The sequence below is a fragment of the Azohydromonas lata genome, from assembly GCF_034427735.1.
Lineage (GTDB): Bacteria > Pseudomonadota > Gammaproteobacteria > Burkholderiales > Burkholderiaceae_C > Azohydromonas > Azohydromonas lata.
Genome location: NZ_JAXOJX010000114.1, coordinates 1 through 15,425 on the forward strand (window position 1 = coordinate 1; position 15,425 = coordinate 15,425).

The following is a 15,425-nucleotide window of genomic DNA, read 5'->3' on the forward strand; positions in this document are numbered from 1 at the left end:
GGCCCGCAGCAGGGCAACGGGGCGGGGCAGAGCCGTCCGCCCCAAGGTTTGTTGGGCCAGCCGGGCGCCCACGGGCCGCAGGAGCCGGACCAGCCCGGCCGCCCGGACCGGCCAAGACAGCCCGGCCAGGGCCAACCGGGGCAGCCGGGGCAAGGCCAGTTGGGCCAGCCGGGCCAGCCGGGCCAGCCGGGCCAAGCGGCCGGACGGCCGGACGGCCAGCGCCCCGTGCCGCCGCCCGTCACCGTGACCACGCAGCCGGGCGCCGCGCCGCCGCAGGCGCCGGGCACGGTGTCCACCCGTCCGGGCGCGCCGCAGCCGCCCGTGCCGCCTGGCGCCGCGCAGCCGCCGGGGCAGGTGAATTTCCCGGGCCAGGATGGACGTTCGCCTGGCCTGCAGGGCGGATTGGGCGGGCAGCACCCCGGCGTCATCCCGCCGCCGCCGCGTGGGCCCGGCCAGGGCGCCGGCCCGGGTGGCCGCGACGACGACGGCGACCGCACCCCGCCGCTGCGCCGCTCCGACGGCTACCAGGGCGGTGGCGACTCCGCGCCCGGCGCGCCTCCACGCGTGGGCCGCGACCAGATCCCGCCCCAGCAGCGCGGCCAGGGCGACGTGCCGCGCTTCGACAACCCGCGCCCGGCCATGCCCACCATCCCCGGCAACCGCGTGCCGCCGGAAGGGCCGCCGCGCGGCCAATCCGGCTTCGATGACAACCGGCACGGCTTTGGCGCCCGCAGCCCGGTCGAGGCACCACGCGCCCCGCAACCTGCGGCGCCCATGCAGCCACCCAGCCCGCAAGCGCCTGCGCAGCCGGTGATGCCCCGTCCGGCGCCGGCACCGGAGCGTCCGCAGATGCCGCAAGCGCCGCAGATGCCGCAGGCTCCTCAAGCGCCGCAAGCGCACCAGATGCCCCAAGCCCGCCAGGAAGCCCCCATGCCGCAGGCCGTGCAGCCGCGTGCTGCGCCCGTGCAGGTGGCGCCGCCCGCCATGCAGGGCGCTCCGGCGCCAATGGGGCAAGGCGGCAGTGGCCGCCCAATCGGCGGGCCGGGCAACCACAGCGAACGCGGCGAGCGGCGCGGCGGGCCGGAAGCTGGAGGGCCCAGGGACAGGTGAAGGTGGGCGTGCCGGCTCACCCCGTCGTCGTTCCCGCGACGGACAGCGCTGTGCCAACGCCGCCGCCGTCATTCCCCGTTACTTCAGCAACGGCCTCAGCACCGGCCACACGTTGTCCAGCATCAGCGGCTGCGCATCCTCGCGCGGGTGTATGCGGTCGGCCTGGAAGAGGGCCGTGGGGTCGGCCGCGTCGGCGACGTTGTGCAGGAAAAAGGGCACCAGCGCCGCGTCGCTCTCCTTGGCCACGTCGGCGTACATGCGCGAAAACTCCTCGCCGTAGCGCCGCCCGTAGTTGGGCGGCAACTGCATGCCAGCGATCACCACGCGGGCACCCGCCTCGCGCGCCGCTCGCGCCATGGCCGCCAGGTTGGCCTGCGTGGCCGACAGCGGCTGCCCGCGCAGCGCGTCGTTGCCGCCCAGCTCCAGGATCACGTGCGTGGGCGCATGCTGCTTGAGCAGCGCCGGCAGCCGCGTGCGTCCGCCCGCGGTGGTGTCGCCGCTCACGCTGGCGTTCACCACCCGCGCGGGAACTTTCTCCCGCTCCAGCCGCTCCTGCAGCAAGGCCACCCAGCCACTGCCGCGCTTGAGCCCATACTCGGCCGAAAGGCTGTCGCCCACGACCAGGATCACGGACGGTGCCTTCGCAACCGCCTGCGCCGCGGCCGCGGGCAAGGGCGGCGCGATGAGCCAGGGCGCCAGGGCCCAGGCGCTACAGTGCTTCAACCAGCGGCGCCGGCCGCCTGTGCGCTTGTCTTCCACATCCATCTTCATGAACCCACCGATCATCGAAGTTCAGCACCTGAGCAAGCGCGTGAGCGACGCCACGGGCGAGCTGACGATTCTCCATGACATCGATTTCCGCCTCGCCCCACGGGAGTCGGCCGCCATCGTCGGCGCCTCGGGGTCGGGCAAGAGCACGCTGCTGTCCATCATCGCGGGCCTGGATACGCCCACGCAGGGCACGGTCAAGCTCGCGGGCGAGGACTTGTTCGTCCTCGACGAGGACGCCCGCGCCGCCGTGCGCGCGCGCCAACTGGGCTTCGTCTTCCAGAACTTCCAGCTGCTGTCCAACCTGACGGCGCTGGAGAACGTGATGCTGCCGCTGGAGCTGCTGGGCCGCGACGACGCGCGCGAGCAGGCCAAGGCCATGCTGGGGCGCGTGGGCCTGGCCCAGCGCCTGGGCCACTACCCGCGCGTGCTCTCCGGCGGCGAGCAGCAGCGCGTGGCGCTGGCGCGGGCCTTCGTCCTGCGCCCGGCCGTGCTGCTGGCCGACGAGCCCACCGGCAGCCTGGACCACGCCACCGGCGAGACGGTGATGAAGCTCATGTTCGATCTCAACCAGGAAGTGGGCACCACGTTGCTGCTGGTCACGCACGACGCGCAAGTGGCCTCGCGCTGCCAGCGGCAGTTGGAGATCCAGGCGGGGCGCCTCGTGAGCTGACGCCCGCGCCACCCAACAAAAAAGCGCCCCGCAGGGCGCTTTTCTCACTTCGTTGCCCGCGCAGCTTTACTGCGAGAACTTGAAGTCCGTCTTGGCCTTGTTGCGCAGCTCTTCCTGGTAGCTTTGCAGCTTCATCTGGGCGATGCGCTGCTGGATCTGCGGCTTGACTTCGTCGAAGGCGGGGAAGGCGGCTTCGCGGGTGTCTTCCAGCTTGATGACGTGATAGCCGAACTGCGTCTTCACCGGCGTTTCGGTGATCTCGCCCTTCTTCAGCGCGGCCATGGCCTGGCCGAACTCGGGCACGTACGCATCAGGCTTGGCGAAGTCCAGGTCGCCGCCGTTCTCGGCCGAGCCCGGGTCCTTGGACAGCTTCTTGGCCAGGTCCTCGAACTTGGCGCCGGCCTTGAGCTGGGCGATAGCCGCCTTGGCGTCCTCTTCCTTCTCGACCAGGATGTGGCGAGCGTGGTACTCGGTGCCGCTGGACTGGGCCTTGAACTTGTCGTACTCGGCCTTGGCTTCGGCGTCGGTGACGGGGTTCTTCTTCTGGAAGTCGGCGAACAGCTCGCGGATCAGCACCGTCTGGCGGGCCAGCTCCATCTGGTTCTTGTACGCCGGCGTGGCGTTGATGCCGCGCTTTTCGGCTTCCTGCATGAAGATTTCGCGCAGGACAACCTCTTCCTTGACCTTCTGCTCCAGGTCCGGCGTCACCTGCTGGCCGCTGCGCTGGGCCTGCTGCATCAGCGTTTCCACACGGGCCTTGGGCACTGCCTTGCCGTTGACGATGGCCACGTTCTGAGCCTGCGCGGCCAGCGGGCTGAGCAGGACCAGCGACGCCGACAGCAGCGCCGCGCGCAGCGCGGAAGACTTGAGCTTCATGGGGGGAATACCTTTCAGGAGGCGGGCGACCTTGTCTCAGGCCTGCCGCAAGGGAGAGTTTTCTGGTGTCGGTCTGTCGGAGTCAGTCCGCTTCGCCGGGGCTGCGCGCCTGTATGGCCAGCGCATGGATGCCCGCGGGGATGAGCGAGGCGAGGGCATCATACACAAGGCGATGTCGCGCCACGGGGCGCAGCCCGGTGAAGCGTTCGCTGGTGATGCGCACCGTGTAATGGCTGCCTTCGCCCGCGCCGGCATGGCCGGCGTGCAGGTGGCTGTCGTCTATCACGTCCAACCGTTGCGGGGACAGCGATTGCTGCAGCGCGGCTTGGATGTCCTGGGCGGTCACGGGCATGTCACTGGGCTCCGGGGCGCGGATTCTTGTCCTTGGGCGTGGACTCGTCCGGCAGGTAGCGGCTGAGGTAAAGGCCCTGGGCCAGCGTGAACAGCAGCATCAGCCCAATGCCGCCGAAGAGCTTGAAGTTGACCCAGGCGTCGGTCGAGAAACTGTAGGCCACCCACAGGTTGAGCAGCCCCATCACTCCGAAGAAGCCCACCCACGCGCCGTTCAGCCGCTGCCACACGGCATCTGGCAACTGCAGTTGTTCGCCAAGCAACAGCCGCAACAGGTTCTTGCGGAACAGCAGTTGCGACAGCCACAGGCTCATGCCCATCACCCAGTACAGCACGCTGGGCTTCCACTTGATGAAGGTCTCGCTGTGGAACCAGATGGTGGCGCCGCCCAGCACCACCACCAGCGCCAGGCTCACCCACAGCATCATGTCCACCTTGCGCCCGCGCGCCACGATCCACGCTACCTGCGCCAGCGTGGCCAGGATCACCACCACCGTGGCCAGCAGCACCGGCGCCTCCGTGGGGCCGACCACGCCGCCGGAGACCAGGAAGCCGAAGTGCTCGGTGGCGAAGTCCGCCGCCTGCTGCGAGTGCGAGCCGGCGTATTTGAAGGTGCCGAAGAACAGCAGGATGGGCAGGAAGTCCAGCAGCAGCTTCATTCTTGGACACCGTCCTTGCGCGGCTCGAAATCGATGGCCGCGGAGTTGATGCAAAAGCGCTCGCCCGTGGGCGCCGGGCCGTCGGGGAAGACGTGGCCCAGGTGCGTGCCGCAGCGCCGGCAGCGCACCTCCACGCGCACCATGCCGTGGCTGCGGTCCTCCACGCGCTCGACGATCTCGCCTTCCAGCGGCTCGAAGTAGCTGGGCCAGCCGCAGCCGGCGTCGAACTTGGTGCGGGCGTCAAACAGCGGCGCGCCGCAGCCCACGCAGCGGTAGATGCCGTCCTCGAAGTGGTCCCAGTACTTGCCGGTGAAGGCGCGCTCGGTGGCGGCGTGGCGGGCCACCTGGTATTGCATCGGGTCCAGCTTGTCGCGCCATTCGGCGTCGCTGTGCTGCACGGGGTAGCGCGGATCGTCGTGCGGGTGCGGGTTGTGCTTCATACGGAAATGTCTCCTCGGTAACTGCCCCCGGAGCGGAAGGCAGCCGCCTCGGCGCGCAGGATACTTTCATTTGCCCGCACCCCCGGCGCGCGGTCGCGGCGGGGAGGTCTCCCAGGCGGCCGCACGGCCCCAGGGCGGGGCGCATTTTTGCGCCAGATCAAGGCGTTTCTCCCCAGTGTAGTGAGGGGGCATCGCAAGACCCGGCATCAGGGGTTAACCGCCTGACGCGGTGGGATACGGGCCGGGAAGATGCTCCAAAACCCGCGCTCACAGCCGGTTCCACCCAGCGCCGCCAAGCGCCACAAAGAGGAGACAAGCCATGGCCACCCCCCTGTACGGCCGCATGATGCAAATGCCGCTGCTGATCTCGTCGCTGCTCACGCACGCCGCGCGCCACGCGGGCGATACCGAGATCGTCAGCCGCCGCGTTGAGGGCTACATGCACCGCAGCTCCTGGGCCGAGGTCGCGCGCCGCTCGCGCCGCTTGGCGCAGGCGCTGCAGCGCCTGGGCTGCGCGGCTGGCGACCGCGTCGCGACGCTGGCCTGGAACACCGACCGGCACCTGGAGATCTACTACGCCACCTCCGGCTCGCAGCTGGTGTGCCACACCATCAACCCGCGCCTGTTCCCGCAGCAGATCGCCTGGATCGCCAACGACGCGGGCGACACCGTGCTGTGCTTCGACCTCAACCTGCTGCCCCTGGTCGAGCAGCTCGCGCCGCAACTGCCCGGCGTGCGCCACTTCATATTGATGAGCGACCGCGCCCACATGCCCGCGCAGTCCGGCGTGCCGGGCCTGCTGTGCTACGAGGAGCTGCTCGCCGCCGAGGACGGCCGCTACGAGTGGCCCGTGTTCGACGAGCAGTGCGCCTCCAGCCTTTGCTACAGCTCCGGTACCACCGGCAACCCCAAGGGCGCGCTGTACAGCCACCGCTCCACCGTGCTGCACGCCTACGCGGCGGCGTTGCCCGACGCCATGGCCTGCAGCGCGAGCGACGTGGCGCTGCCGGCGGTGCCGATGTTCCATGTCAACGCCTGGGGGCTGCCCTACCTGGCGGCGCTGGTGGGCTGCAAGCTCGTGTTGCCCGGCTGCGGGCTGGACGGCGCCTCGCTCTACGAGCTGTTCGAAAGCGAGAAGGTCACCTTCAGCGCCGGCGTGCCCACGCTGTGGCTGGGCCTGATGGAGCACGTGCGCGGCCAGAGGCTGGAGTTCTCCACCTTCCGCCGCACCGTCATCGGCGGCTCGGCCTGCGCGCCGGCGCTCATGCGCATGCTGGAGGAGTACGGCGTGCACGTCATACACGCCTGGGGCATGACGGAGATGTCGCCGCTGGGCACGCTGGCCCGGCTGCAGCCCAAGCACGCCGCGCTCTCGCCGGCCGAGCGCCACCGCCTGCTGGAAAAGCAGGGCAAGCCCATCTACGGCGTGGACATCGAGGTGGTCAACGACGCCCACGAGGTGCTGCCCTGGGACGGCGAGCACGCCGGCCACCTGGTGGCGCGCGGACCCTGGGTGATCGAGCACTACTGGAACGAGGAGGCCTCGCCGCTGATCGACGTGATGGGCGAGGGCGCGTGGTTTCCCACGGGCGACGTCGCCACCATGGACGCCGACGGCTTCATGCAGATCACCGACCGCAGCAAGGACGTGGTCAAGAGCGGCGGCGAGTGGATCAGTTCCATAGAGCTGGAGGGCATCGCCATGGCCCACCCGGCGGTGAAGGAGGCGGCCGTCATTGCCGCCACCCACCCCGTGTGGGACGAGCGCCCGCTGCTGCTGGTGGTGCTCAAGGCCGGCGCCGGCGTCAGCCGCGAGGAGCTGCTGAGCTTCTACAAGGGCCGCGTCGCCCACTGGCAGACGCCGGACGACGTGGTGTTCGTGGACGAGCTGCCCCACACCGCCACCGGCAAGCTCAGCAAGCTCACGCTGCGCGGCAAGTACAAGGACTGGCTGATCCGCAAGGCCTGATGCCTGCGCGGGCCGGCGGCGGGCTGATGTCCAATGCCGGCCCATGGACGACCCCCAAACCGACACCCACACCGACCCTTTCGCGCCGCCGCCGGCCGCGCCGCTCCCGTTCCCCATCCACATCCCCTTCGTGGAGGAGCTGGGCCTGGAGCTGCACGCCTTCGGCGCCGGCCAGGCCGAAATCCAGCTCGACCTGGCGCACGCGCACCTGAACTCCTTCGCCGTGGCCCATGGCGGCGTGGTCATGACCATGCTGGACGTGGCCATGGCCCATGCCGCGCGCAGCCACGGCGTGGCGCCGGGCACCGACCCGCGCGAAGCCCAGGGCGTTCCCGGCGTGGTGACGATTGAAATGAAGACCAGCTTCATGCGGGCCGGCCAGGGCCGGCTGCGCGCCGCCGCCCAGGTGCTGCACCGCACGGCGACCATGGCCTTTTGCGAAGGCAGCGTCTTCGACGCTCAGGGCCGCCGCTGCGCCCATGCCACCGCCACCTTCAAATACCTGCGCCAGTTGCCTGCCGGGCGCGAGATCAAAAAGCTGCGTGGACCGGACCCCGATTGAAGTCAAAGCGCCTTCATAACAAGAAGTTACCATCTCCCGATAACGCGTGTCGGCGCCTTTCCGCGATGCGGAGGAGCGCAGAAATCAATTCAGGGAGTGGCAGAAAATGGCAAAGATCAGTTATTCGCGGGCGTTCGACATCTCGCGACAGTTTTATTTTGGCGACTGGACGGGCGCGAGCATTTCCGCCACGGCCACTGCGCTGACGATGAATCTGGGTGGCGCGCGTATCGTGCTGGGCGGCAGTTTCACGGTGGCGGGTACGCTGCCCACCGCCGGCACCATCACGAGCCTGACGTATTCCACCGTAGGCGCCACGCCGGTGACTGAATTTTCCGTGACCGGAATTTCCATGTCCTATGGCAGTTTCATGGATGCCATGGCAGACGGCGATTTCAATGCCGTGGCCGGCAACGGCGCGGACTCGGTCAGCGGCAGCACGGGTGGCGACAAACTCTACGGCGGCGCCGGCAATGACCGGCTGGAAGGTTTGGCCGGGAATGATGCCTTGTTTGGCGGTGCCGGCAACGACACGCTGGACGGCGGCGCCGGCAATGATTCAATGCAAGGTGGTACCGGCAACGACAATTATATTATAGACAGCAGTCAGGACCGGGTCGTGGAACTGGCCAACGGCGGTATTGACACTGTGCGAACCAGTTTATCTGCCTATGTACTGGGTGCGGAAATCGAGAATATTTGGATCACTGGAAATTCCAATGCCACCGGCGCCGGCAACAGCCTGAATAACATCATGATCGGTGGCCGTGGCAACGACAGCCTGAGCGGACTGGACGGCAACGATACGTTGCGAGGCGGCAATGGCCATGACACGTTGATAGGGGGCAATGGCAACGATTATTTGGCCGGTGACGCCGGCACCAGTGCCGTCACCACCAGTGCCAGCGGTATTTCGCCAAGCCGATCCGATCTCCCCATAGCGCTTTCCATGACGTTGCCGGAAACGCCGCAGAATAATTTCATCACCGTTGCGGGTTTTATCTCCAACTCCACGCGGGGTTTCGGTCCAATCAATCTGGCTATTGTGATTGATACGTCGGCCAGCATGGGTTGGCAGGTGGATGGCGCTGGTGTCGGCGACTTGAACGGTAATGGGTTGGCCAACGAAAGGATCGATATTTTTATCGCATCGTTCAATGCCTTCATCAATAGCTTGAAAGCCGCTGGGCTCAGCGAGCAGGTACGCATAGGTCTCATTCCGTTCAGCTCGACGGCCAGCATTGCCGCCGCTGGTACACCCACCAGCGACACAAATGGCAATGGAATGTCTGATATCCTGGAGGCGGGGAGCGCGCTCCAGGCTCAAGGCGGTACCGTTTATTCATCCGGTTTAGGCAAGGCTATTGATTTTTTCAATGCCGCGCCGCGTGGAGATAATCATGTGATATTTATTTCGGATGGTGAGCCGGATGATTATTTTAAATATTCTGAAGTCGCGGACATATTGCGAAATGCTGAGGGAAACAACGCCACGATAAGAACAATAGGGTTTGCAGGGGCAAGTAATTATTATGATCTGGATTCTATTGATAATGGCTTATCAGATACTTCCTCTTCCAATGCAAGCTCTTTGGTCGAAATGACTGCAGCCATGCTGGCGTCACGAGTCAACGTGAGTGATATACATCACATGGATGTATGCAAGAATGGAATTCTGGCTGGAACCATTTTGCCTTCGCAGTTGATGAACACGCCATTTGGGCTCAGATACTCCACTACCATCACCGGGCTGAGCGCGACGAGTAGCGACGATATTGAAATAAGGCTGGTTCTCAATGGGTCGGCCTCTCCCATCTCTACCAGTCAGCAGACCAGTGCGGGTACGCTGGTTTCCAACGATAGCCTGGACGGTGGCGCCGGCAACGATACGCTGGAGAGCGGCGCCGGCACTAACACCTTGGCCGGCGGCATCGGCAATGACGTATACCGCGTGGAAAACAACAACACCGTCATACGCGAACTGGCGGGCCAGGGTACGGACTCGGTTGAATCCAGCATCACTTACTCTCTCAATAGTACCCCATTGCAATATGTGGAGAATTTGACGCTGCTGGGCTCCGTCAATATCAATGCCACGGGCAACGCGAATGTCAACCGGGTGGAAGGCAATGTCGGCAACAACATCATCGAAGGTGTGGGCGGCAACGATACGCTGATGGGTGGCCTCGGGTTCGACACGGTCAGCTATGTCAATGCCGCCAGTGCCGTCAACGTTTACCTGGACCAGACCAGCGGTACGGCCCAGTTCAACGGCAAGACGGACCGCCTCTCCAGCTTCGAAGCCGTATGGGGAAGTGCCTTCGCTGACCACCTCTATGGCAGTTCCGCCGACGAAACCTTCCGTGGCAACGGCGGCGATGACACGATCTACGGCGGAGACGGATTCGACACGCTGGATTACTCCATCGCGACGGCTGGCATGACCGTCAGTATTGACAAGTATTATTATCTAGACGGTAAAAGTATCGGAACGGCCATTTGTGCCAATGGCAGCCAAGGTACAGACTATTTCGGTGTGGCTAGCATGGAAGGCGTCCTGGGTTCTGCCTTCAACGACAATATTTTTGATGCCATTGGAAATAACAATAGATTTTCAGGCGGTGCCGGCAACGATACCCTTGATGGCGGCGCTGGAAATGATACGCTCATCGGCGGCACGGGGAAAAATGTTCTTCAAGGCGGTGCAGGCATTGACGTGGCTGATTATTCCGACGCGACATCTGCCATTTCCGGGTCGCTGATCAACGGTCGCTTGGCAGTGGGCACCACGGGCGTGAACGCGGATACGATTAGCGGCGTCGAAACCCTGCTGCTGGGAAAATATGCCGATTCCGTCATCGGCGGGGCCGGCAACGATTCAATTTTCGGTGCGGCAGGCAACGATACCCTTGCCGGCAATACGGGCAACGATACGCTCAATGGCGGTACTGGCGACGACAGCTTGATCGGTGGTGCGGGCAACGATATTTACTATCTTGATTCAGTCCGCGACGTGGTGGTCGAAGGCTCGGCTGGCGGCATCGACGAGGTACATTTCACGCAGGCTAGCGGTTCTGCCGTCCTCAGTTTCTCCGGAGTGGAGTATGTGATAGTTTCGGGCGGCGTCTCCTGCAGCATCACAGGCGGTGGAATCAGCGAAACCCTTGATGGCAGCGATGGCAGCGACACCATCAATGGGGGTTCCGGCCGTGAAGCCGATACTTTGGACGGCGGGGCAGGCTCAGATTGGCTCAGCTATGCTAATCATGTGGGCGGCGTTGTCGGAGAAATTAACAACATAGGCAGCGGCGCCCTTGATGGTGATTTGACGTTGAATTTCGAAAATTTCATCGGTTCATCTTTCGCGGATAACGTGCGTGGTGACCGGTTCGATAACATTCTTGACGGTGGCGCCGGAAATGACACGCTTATTGGCGGTTTTGGTAAAGATACCCTGATAGGAGGGGCGGGCAACGATTTTCTTGCCGGTGAAGATCCCATCGGCGGCAACAGCAGTTCGGATACCGTCAGCTATGCCCATTTGACGGGTGCCGTAACCATCAACCTCAACACCGGCGTTGCCGTCACGGCAACCGAGGGGACTGATACCTTAAGCGGTATAGAAACCATTATCGGCGGATCAGGCAACGACGTCATGACCTGGGCAGGCAATACTGGCGTGAGTCATTACTCCTCCAGTTTCCGGCTGGAGGGTGGTGGAGGCAACGATACCCTGACCGGTGGTGGCGATTCCGATACTTTGATCGGCGGTGCCGGCAACGATGTACTCGACGGCGGCAATGCCGTCCGTGTGTTCAATTTCAACTACGCCAACTATGCCGACTACAGCAGTGCAGCTGCGGCCGTGGTGGTGGATCTGAACGCGGGTACTGCGTCCGGTGGAGCGGGCAACGACAGGTTAAGTCATATCAATGCCGTGGTGGGCTCCCGGTATGCCGATCAAATCACGGGCGGCGCCACGCAAGGGGACTACTTGGTCGGTGGCGGTGGAGCGGATACTTTGGATGCCGGCATAGATCTTCTCTCCAACTTCTTCGTTTTCCTCGATGTCTCGGATTCCTCTCTCCAAACCATGGATACCCTGAAGAATTTCAAATCCGTTGATAGTTTTGCCATCGACAAGATTGATTTGAACGCAATCGATGCCAATCCATTTGATACTGATAATAACAGTGCGTTCTTGTTTATAGGATTGAATGCATTTACCAAAACTGCTGGCCAATTGCGCTATGCCAACAGCGGTGGCAATACTTTTGTTTATGGAGACGTTAATGGCGACGGCGTTGCCGACATTGGGATCAAGTTGATAGGAACGCACACGCTGTCCGCGGACAACTTCATGCTGTGAATCAGCCGGTGTAGAACTGCCCAGCCGGTATGCGCCGGTGCCGGCATGGCATCTGGTCTGCGGGTCGGGTGCATGCGCGTCACGGTACCGGTGGGCGTAGATACAGCCCTGTTTCGATGCCCTGACTAGCATGGCCCCCTCGGCCGGCCCCCCGGCCGGCCGGCTCAGGGAGCCGCCATGCCGTACCCGACAGCCACCCACGAGGTCTTCAACCAGAGCACCGAGCTTGCCGGCGTGGACCTCTTCGCCGGCCACCGCCCGCTGCGTGACTGCTTGAGCGCCCTGGCGCCGGAGCTGGACACCGCCCCGCTGCACGTCTTGGGCTGCGAGTTGGGCAGCGCGGAAGTCCAGCAGCAGGCCCGCCTGGCCAATCGCCACCCGCCGCGCCACCGGCCCTTCGACCGCAACGGCCGCCGCGTGGACGAGGTGGAGTTTCACGCGGCCTACCACGCCCTCATGGCCCGCGCCGCCGCGCACGGCCTGCAGGCCGCGCCCTGGGCGCGCCCGCCCGGCGCCCACGTGGCGCGTGCCGCCGGCTTCCTGCTCTTCAACGGCGTGGAGGCCGGCGTGATGTGCCCCACCTCCATGAGCTACGCCGCCACGCCCGCGCTGCGCGCCAACGCCGCTGTCTATGCCGACTGGGGCCCGGGACTTTCGGCCCCGGCCTACGACCCGCGCCCGCTGCCCGGCCCGCAAAAGGCCGGGCTGACCATGGGCATGGGCATGACGGAAAAGCAGGGCGGCTCCGACCTGCGCGCCAACACCAGCCGCGCCGCCTTCGACCAGGAAACGCCCTGGGGCCGGTGCTACCGCCTCACCGGCCACAAATGGTTCTTCTCGGCGCCCATGAGCGACGCGCACCTGATGCTGGCGCAGACCACCGCCGGGCCCACCTGCTTTTTCGTCCCCCGGTTGCTGCCGGACGGCAGCCGCAACGCCCTGCAGATACAGCGTCTGAAAGACAAGCTGGGCAACCACGCCAACGCCAGCGCCGAGGTGGAGTTCGACGGCGCTTGCGGCTGGCTGGTGGGAGACGAAGGGCGCGGCATCGCCCAAATCCTGGAGATGGGCACGCTCACCCGGCTGGACTGCGCCCTGGGCACGGCCGGGCTGATGCGCCATGCCCTGGCCCTGGCGCTGCACCACTGCGCGCAGCGCAGCGCCTTCGGCAAGCGCTTGATCGACCAGCCCCTCATGCGCAACGTGCTGGCCGACTTGGCGCTGGAGGTGGAGGGCGCCACCGCCCTCGTGATGCGCCTGGCCGCCGCCGTGGACGCCGGCAGCCACGGCCGCGGTGGCGAGCACGAGGCGCAGCTGCGCCGGCTGCTCACGCCGATCGCCAAGTTCTGGGTGTGCAAGCGCGGCAGCCACTTCGGCCAGGAGGCCATGGAGTGCCTGGGGGGCAACGGCTATGTGGAGGACGACGACCACGGCCCCATGGCGCGCCTGTACCGCGAGATGCCGCTGAACTCCATCTGGGAGGGCGCGGGCAACGTCATGGCGCTGGACCTGCTGCGCGCGCTGCGCTCGGTCGGCGTGGCCGAGGCGCTGGCGCGCGAGCTGTACGCGCTGCGCGGCGCGCACAGCGGCGCTGAGGCGCTGGCGGCCACGCTGCCGGACCGCCTGCAACGCTGCGACGAATCCCAGGCCCGCCGCCTGGCGCGAGACGTCGCGCTGCTGCTGCAGGCCGCGCTGCTGCGGCGCCTGGCGCCTGAGGGCGTGTTCGCCGCCTTCTGCGCGGCACGCATCGATGCCGCCTCGGACGTGTTTGGGCAGTTGCCGCCCGGGTGCGACGTGGGGCTGCTGCTGGAGCGGGCAATGCCGTGAAGGGCCGGCCCACCGGCATTCCTCCCGCAACCCGCCGCTGCGTCACCCGCGCCCGCGGCGCCGCCGTGAACCCCCATGGCACACTGCGCCGCCTCATGAGTACTCCCGCTTTCCCGGTCGCCGTCGTCGGCGCCGGTCCTGCCGGCCTGATGGCGGCCGAGCGCCTGGCCCAGGCCGGGCTGCCCGTCGAGGTCTTCGACGCCATGCCTTCCGTGGGCCGCAAGTTCCTGCTTGCCGGCAAGGGCGGCATGAACCTCACGCATTCCGAACCGTTCGACCGCTTCAGCAGCCGCTACGGCCAGCGCCAGCCGCACGTCGAGCCGCTGCTGCGCCGCTTCGACGCCGACGCGCTGCGCCGCTGGGCCGCGGAGCTGGGCATAGACACCTTCGTCGGCAGCTCCGGCCGTGTCTTCCCGACCGACATGAAGGCCGCGCCGCTGCTGCGCGCCTGGCTGCACCGGCTGCGCGGCCTGGGCGTCGCGTTTCACATGCGCCACCGCTGGGTGGGTTTTGACGCCGCCGCCGCCCCGGATGCGCCGCCGCCCGCGCTGCGCTTCGAAACGCCGCAAGGCGGCACCACCGTGCGTGCCCGCGCCGTGGTGCTGGCCCTGGGCGGCGCGAGCTGGCCGCGGCTGGGCTCCACCGGCGCCTGGGTGCCGCTGCTTACCGGGCGCGGCGTGGACGTCGCGCCGCTGCAGCCGGCCAACTGCGGCTTCGACGTCGCACGCGCCACCGAGGACGGCGCCACGCAGGAAGGCTGGAGCGATTTCCTGCGCAGCCGCTTTGCCGGTGCGCCGCTCAAGACGGTGGCGCTGCGTTTCGAGCACGGCGGGCAGCGCTTCGAGCAGCGCGGCGAGTTCGTCCTGACGGAGGCGGGCGTGGAGGGCAGCCTGGTTTATGCCGCCTCCTCGCTGCTGCGCGAGGCGATCAACGAGCACGGCCAGGCCGTGCCCACGCTGGATCTGCTGCCGGACCGCAGCGCCGACTTCGTGGCGACGGAACTGGCGCGCCCGCGCGGGGCGCGCTCGCTGTCCACGCATTTGAAGACGAGGCTGCACCTGGACGGCGCCAAGGCGGCGCTGCTGCACGAGCTGCTGCCCAAGTCGGCGTTCGACACGGGGGCCGGCACCGCGGCGCTGGCCGCGGCCATCAAGGCGCTGCCGCTGAGGCTCGTCCGCCCCCGGCCCATCGCGGAAGCCATCAGCAGCGCCGGGGGCGTGCGCTTCGAAGCGCTGGACGACGTCACTTTCGGCCTGCGCGCACTGCCCGGCGTGTGGTGCGCAGGCGAAATGCTGGACTGGGAAGCCCCCACCGGCGGCTACCTGCTCACCGCCTGCTTCGCCAGCGGTGTGGCGGCGGCGGATGGGGTGCTGAAGGCGCTGCGCGCCGGCTGAAGGCCCAGCCGCCCGCGCCTCGCGCCGAGGTTGCGGCACGCGACTTTTGCAGGCCGCATGGTTCAGAAATCTGAACGATGGTCCTCATGTCTTGGCGGGCTGACGGGCACGGGAGCGAACGATGAAGGGGCGGCTGTCCGGGGAAGAAGGCGGGAGCCCGGCCTCCCCCAGTCGGCCGCCGGCTCCCGCTCGCTGCTTACAGCGTCGCCGACACGTGCCGCGGCTGCTGCGTGGAGTAGCGGCGCTTCACGGGCGCGATGGTCGTCGCCTTCTCGCGCAGGGCCAGGGTGGAGGCGGCGGTACGGCCCTCGTAGGGCGCGGGCTCGGCCATCAGGTAGTGCACCGAGACCTTGGTGCGCTCCGGCGTCAGCACGGCCGGCACCACCGGAATGGCCAGCGCCACGGCCGCCAGGCCCTGCGCCAGCGC

Annotated in this window: 12 protein-coding genes and 1 pseudogene; 7 read left to right on the forward strand and 6 right to left on the reverse strand. The window is 66.6% G+C overall.

Annotated elements, in window-relative coordinates; genetic code table 11:
- Positions 1 to 1,110, forward strand: a pseudogene (locus SM757_RS33110) (hypothetical protein); the annotation flags it as partial.
- A gap of 78 nt (positions 1,111 to 1,188) precedes the next feature.
- Here the strand turns inward: SM757_RS33110 and SM757_RS33115 are convergent.
- Positions 1,189 to 1,875, reverse strand: a complete 687-nt coding sequence (locus tag SM757_RS33115; RefSeq protein WP_407655821.1) for an arylesterase — start codon at positions 1,873 to 1,875, stop codon at positions 1,189 to 1,191.
- Between the two features lie 4 nt (positions 1,876 to 1,879).
- Here SM757_RS33115 and SM757_RS33120 point away from each other — a divergent pair, with 4 nt between their 5' ends.
- On the forward strand, positions 1,880 to 2,551 hold the full coding sequence (locus SM757_RS33120; RefSeq protein ID WP_066334152.1) for an ABC transporter ATP-binding protein: 672 nt from the start codon (positions 1,880 to 1,882) through the stop codon (positions 2,549 to 2,551).
- 66 nt (positions 2,552 to 2,617) lie between these two features.
- Here the strand turns inward: SM757_RS33120 and SM757_RS33125 are convergent, their stop codons facing one another.
- The 4 genes from SM757_RS33125 to msrB all read right to left on the reverse strand — a co-directional run bounded on the left by SM757_RS33125 (position 2,618) and on the right by msrB (position 4,877).
- Positions 2,618 to 3,427, reverse strand: a complete 810-nt coding sequence (locus SM757_RS33125; protein WP_066334148.1) for a peptidylprolyl isomerase — start codon at positions 3,425 to 3,427, stop codon at positions 2,618 to 2,620.
- An 82-nt stretch (positions 3,428 to 3,509) separates the two neighbouring features.
- A complete protein-coding gene (locus SM757_RS33130) occupies positions 3,510 to 3,779 on the reverse strand; it encodes a BolA family protein (RefSeq protein ID WP_084267305.1) in 270 nt (89 codons plus the stop codon).
- Position 3,780: 1 nt separating this feature from the next.
- Positions 3,781 to 4,437 (reverse strand): septation protein A, encoded by a 657-nt coding sequence (locus tag SM757_RS33135; RefSeq protein WP_066334143.1) that lies wholly within the window; start codon positions 4,435 to 4,437, stop codon positions 3,781 to 3,783.
- On the reverse strand, positions 4,434 to 4,877 hold the full coding sequence (msrB, locus tag SM757_RS33140) for a peptide-methionine (R)-S-oxide reductase MsrB (RefSeq protein WP_066334142.1): 444 nt from the start codon (positions 4,875 to 4,877) through the stop codon (positions 4,434 to 4,436). The genes SM757_RS33135 and msrB overlap by 4 nt, the downstream gene beginning before the upstream one ends.
- 319 nt (positions 4,878 to 5,196) lie before the next feature.
- Here msrB and SM757_RS33145 point away from each other — a divergent pair, with 319 nt between their 5' ends.
- The 5 genes from SM757_RS33145 to SM757_RS33165 all read left to right on the forward strand — a co-directional run bounded on the left by SM757_RS33145 (position 5,197) and on the right by SM757_RS33165 (position 14,998).
- The gene (locus SM757_RS33145) at positions 5,197 to 6,846 is read left to right on the forward strand and encodes a 3-(methylthio)propionyl-CoA ligase (RefSeq protein ID WP_322468593.1); all 1,650 of its coding nucleotides are present in this window, start codon (positions 5,197 to 5,199) and stop codon (positions 6,844 to 6,846) included.
- Between the two features lie 43 nt (positions 6,847 to 6,889).
- Positions 6,890 to 7,408, forward strand: coding sequence for a PaaI family thioesterase (locus SM757_RS33150; protein WP_322468594.1), 519 nt, complete (start codon positions 6,890 to 6,892; stop codon positions 7,406 to 7,408).
- Between the two features lie 106 nt (positions 7,409 to 7,514).
- A complete protein-coding gene (locus tag SM757_RS33155; protein ID WP_322468595.1) occupies positions 7,515 to 11,777 on the forward strand; it encodes a beta strand repeat-containing protein in 4,263 nt (1,420 codons plus the stop codon).
- A gap of 177 nt (positions 11,778 to 11,954) precedes the next feature.
- Positions 11,955 to 13,604 carry an isovaleryl-CoA dehydrogenase gene (locus SM757_RS33160; protein ID WP_322468596.1) on the forward strand — a complete coding sequence of 550 codons (1,650 nt, stop codon included), beginning with the start codon at positions 11,955 to 11,957 and terminating at the stop codon, positions 13,602 to 13,604.
- 95 nt (positions 13,605 to 13,699) lie between these two features.
- Positions 13,700 to 14,998, forward strand: a complete 1,299-nt coding sequence (locus tag SM757_RS33165; RefSeq protein WP_322468597.1) for a TIGR03862 family flavoprotein — start codon at positions 13,700 to 13,702, stop codon at positions 14,996 to 14,998.
- Positions 14,999 to 15,194: 196 nt separating this feature from the next.
- Here the strand turns inward: SM757_RS33165 and SM757_RS33170 are convergent.
- Positions 15,195 to 15,425 (reverse strand): hypothetical protein (locus SM757_RS33170; RefSeq protein WP_322468598.1); only part of this gene is annotated, 231 nt, incomplete at its 5' end.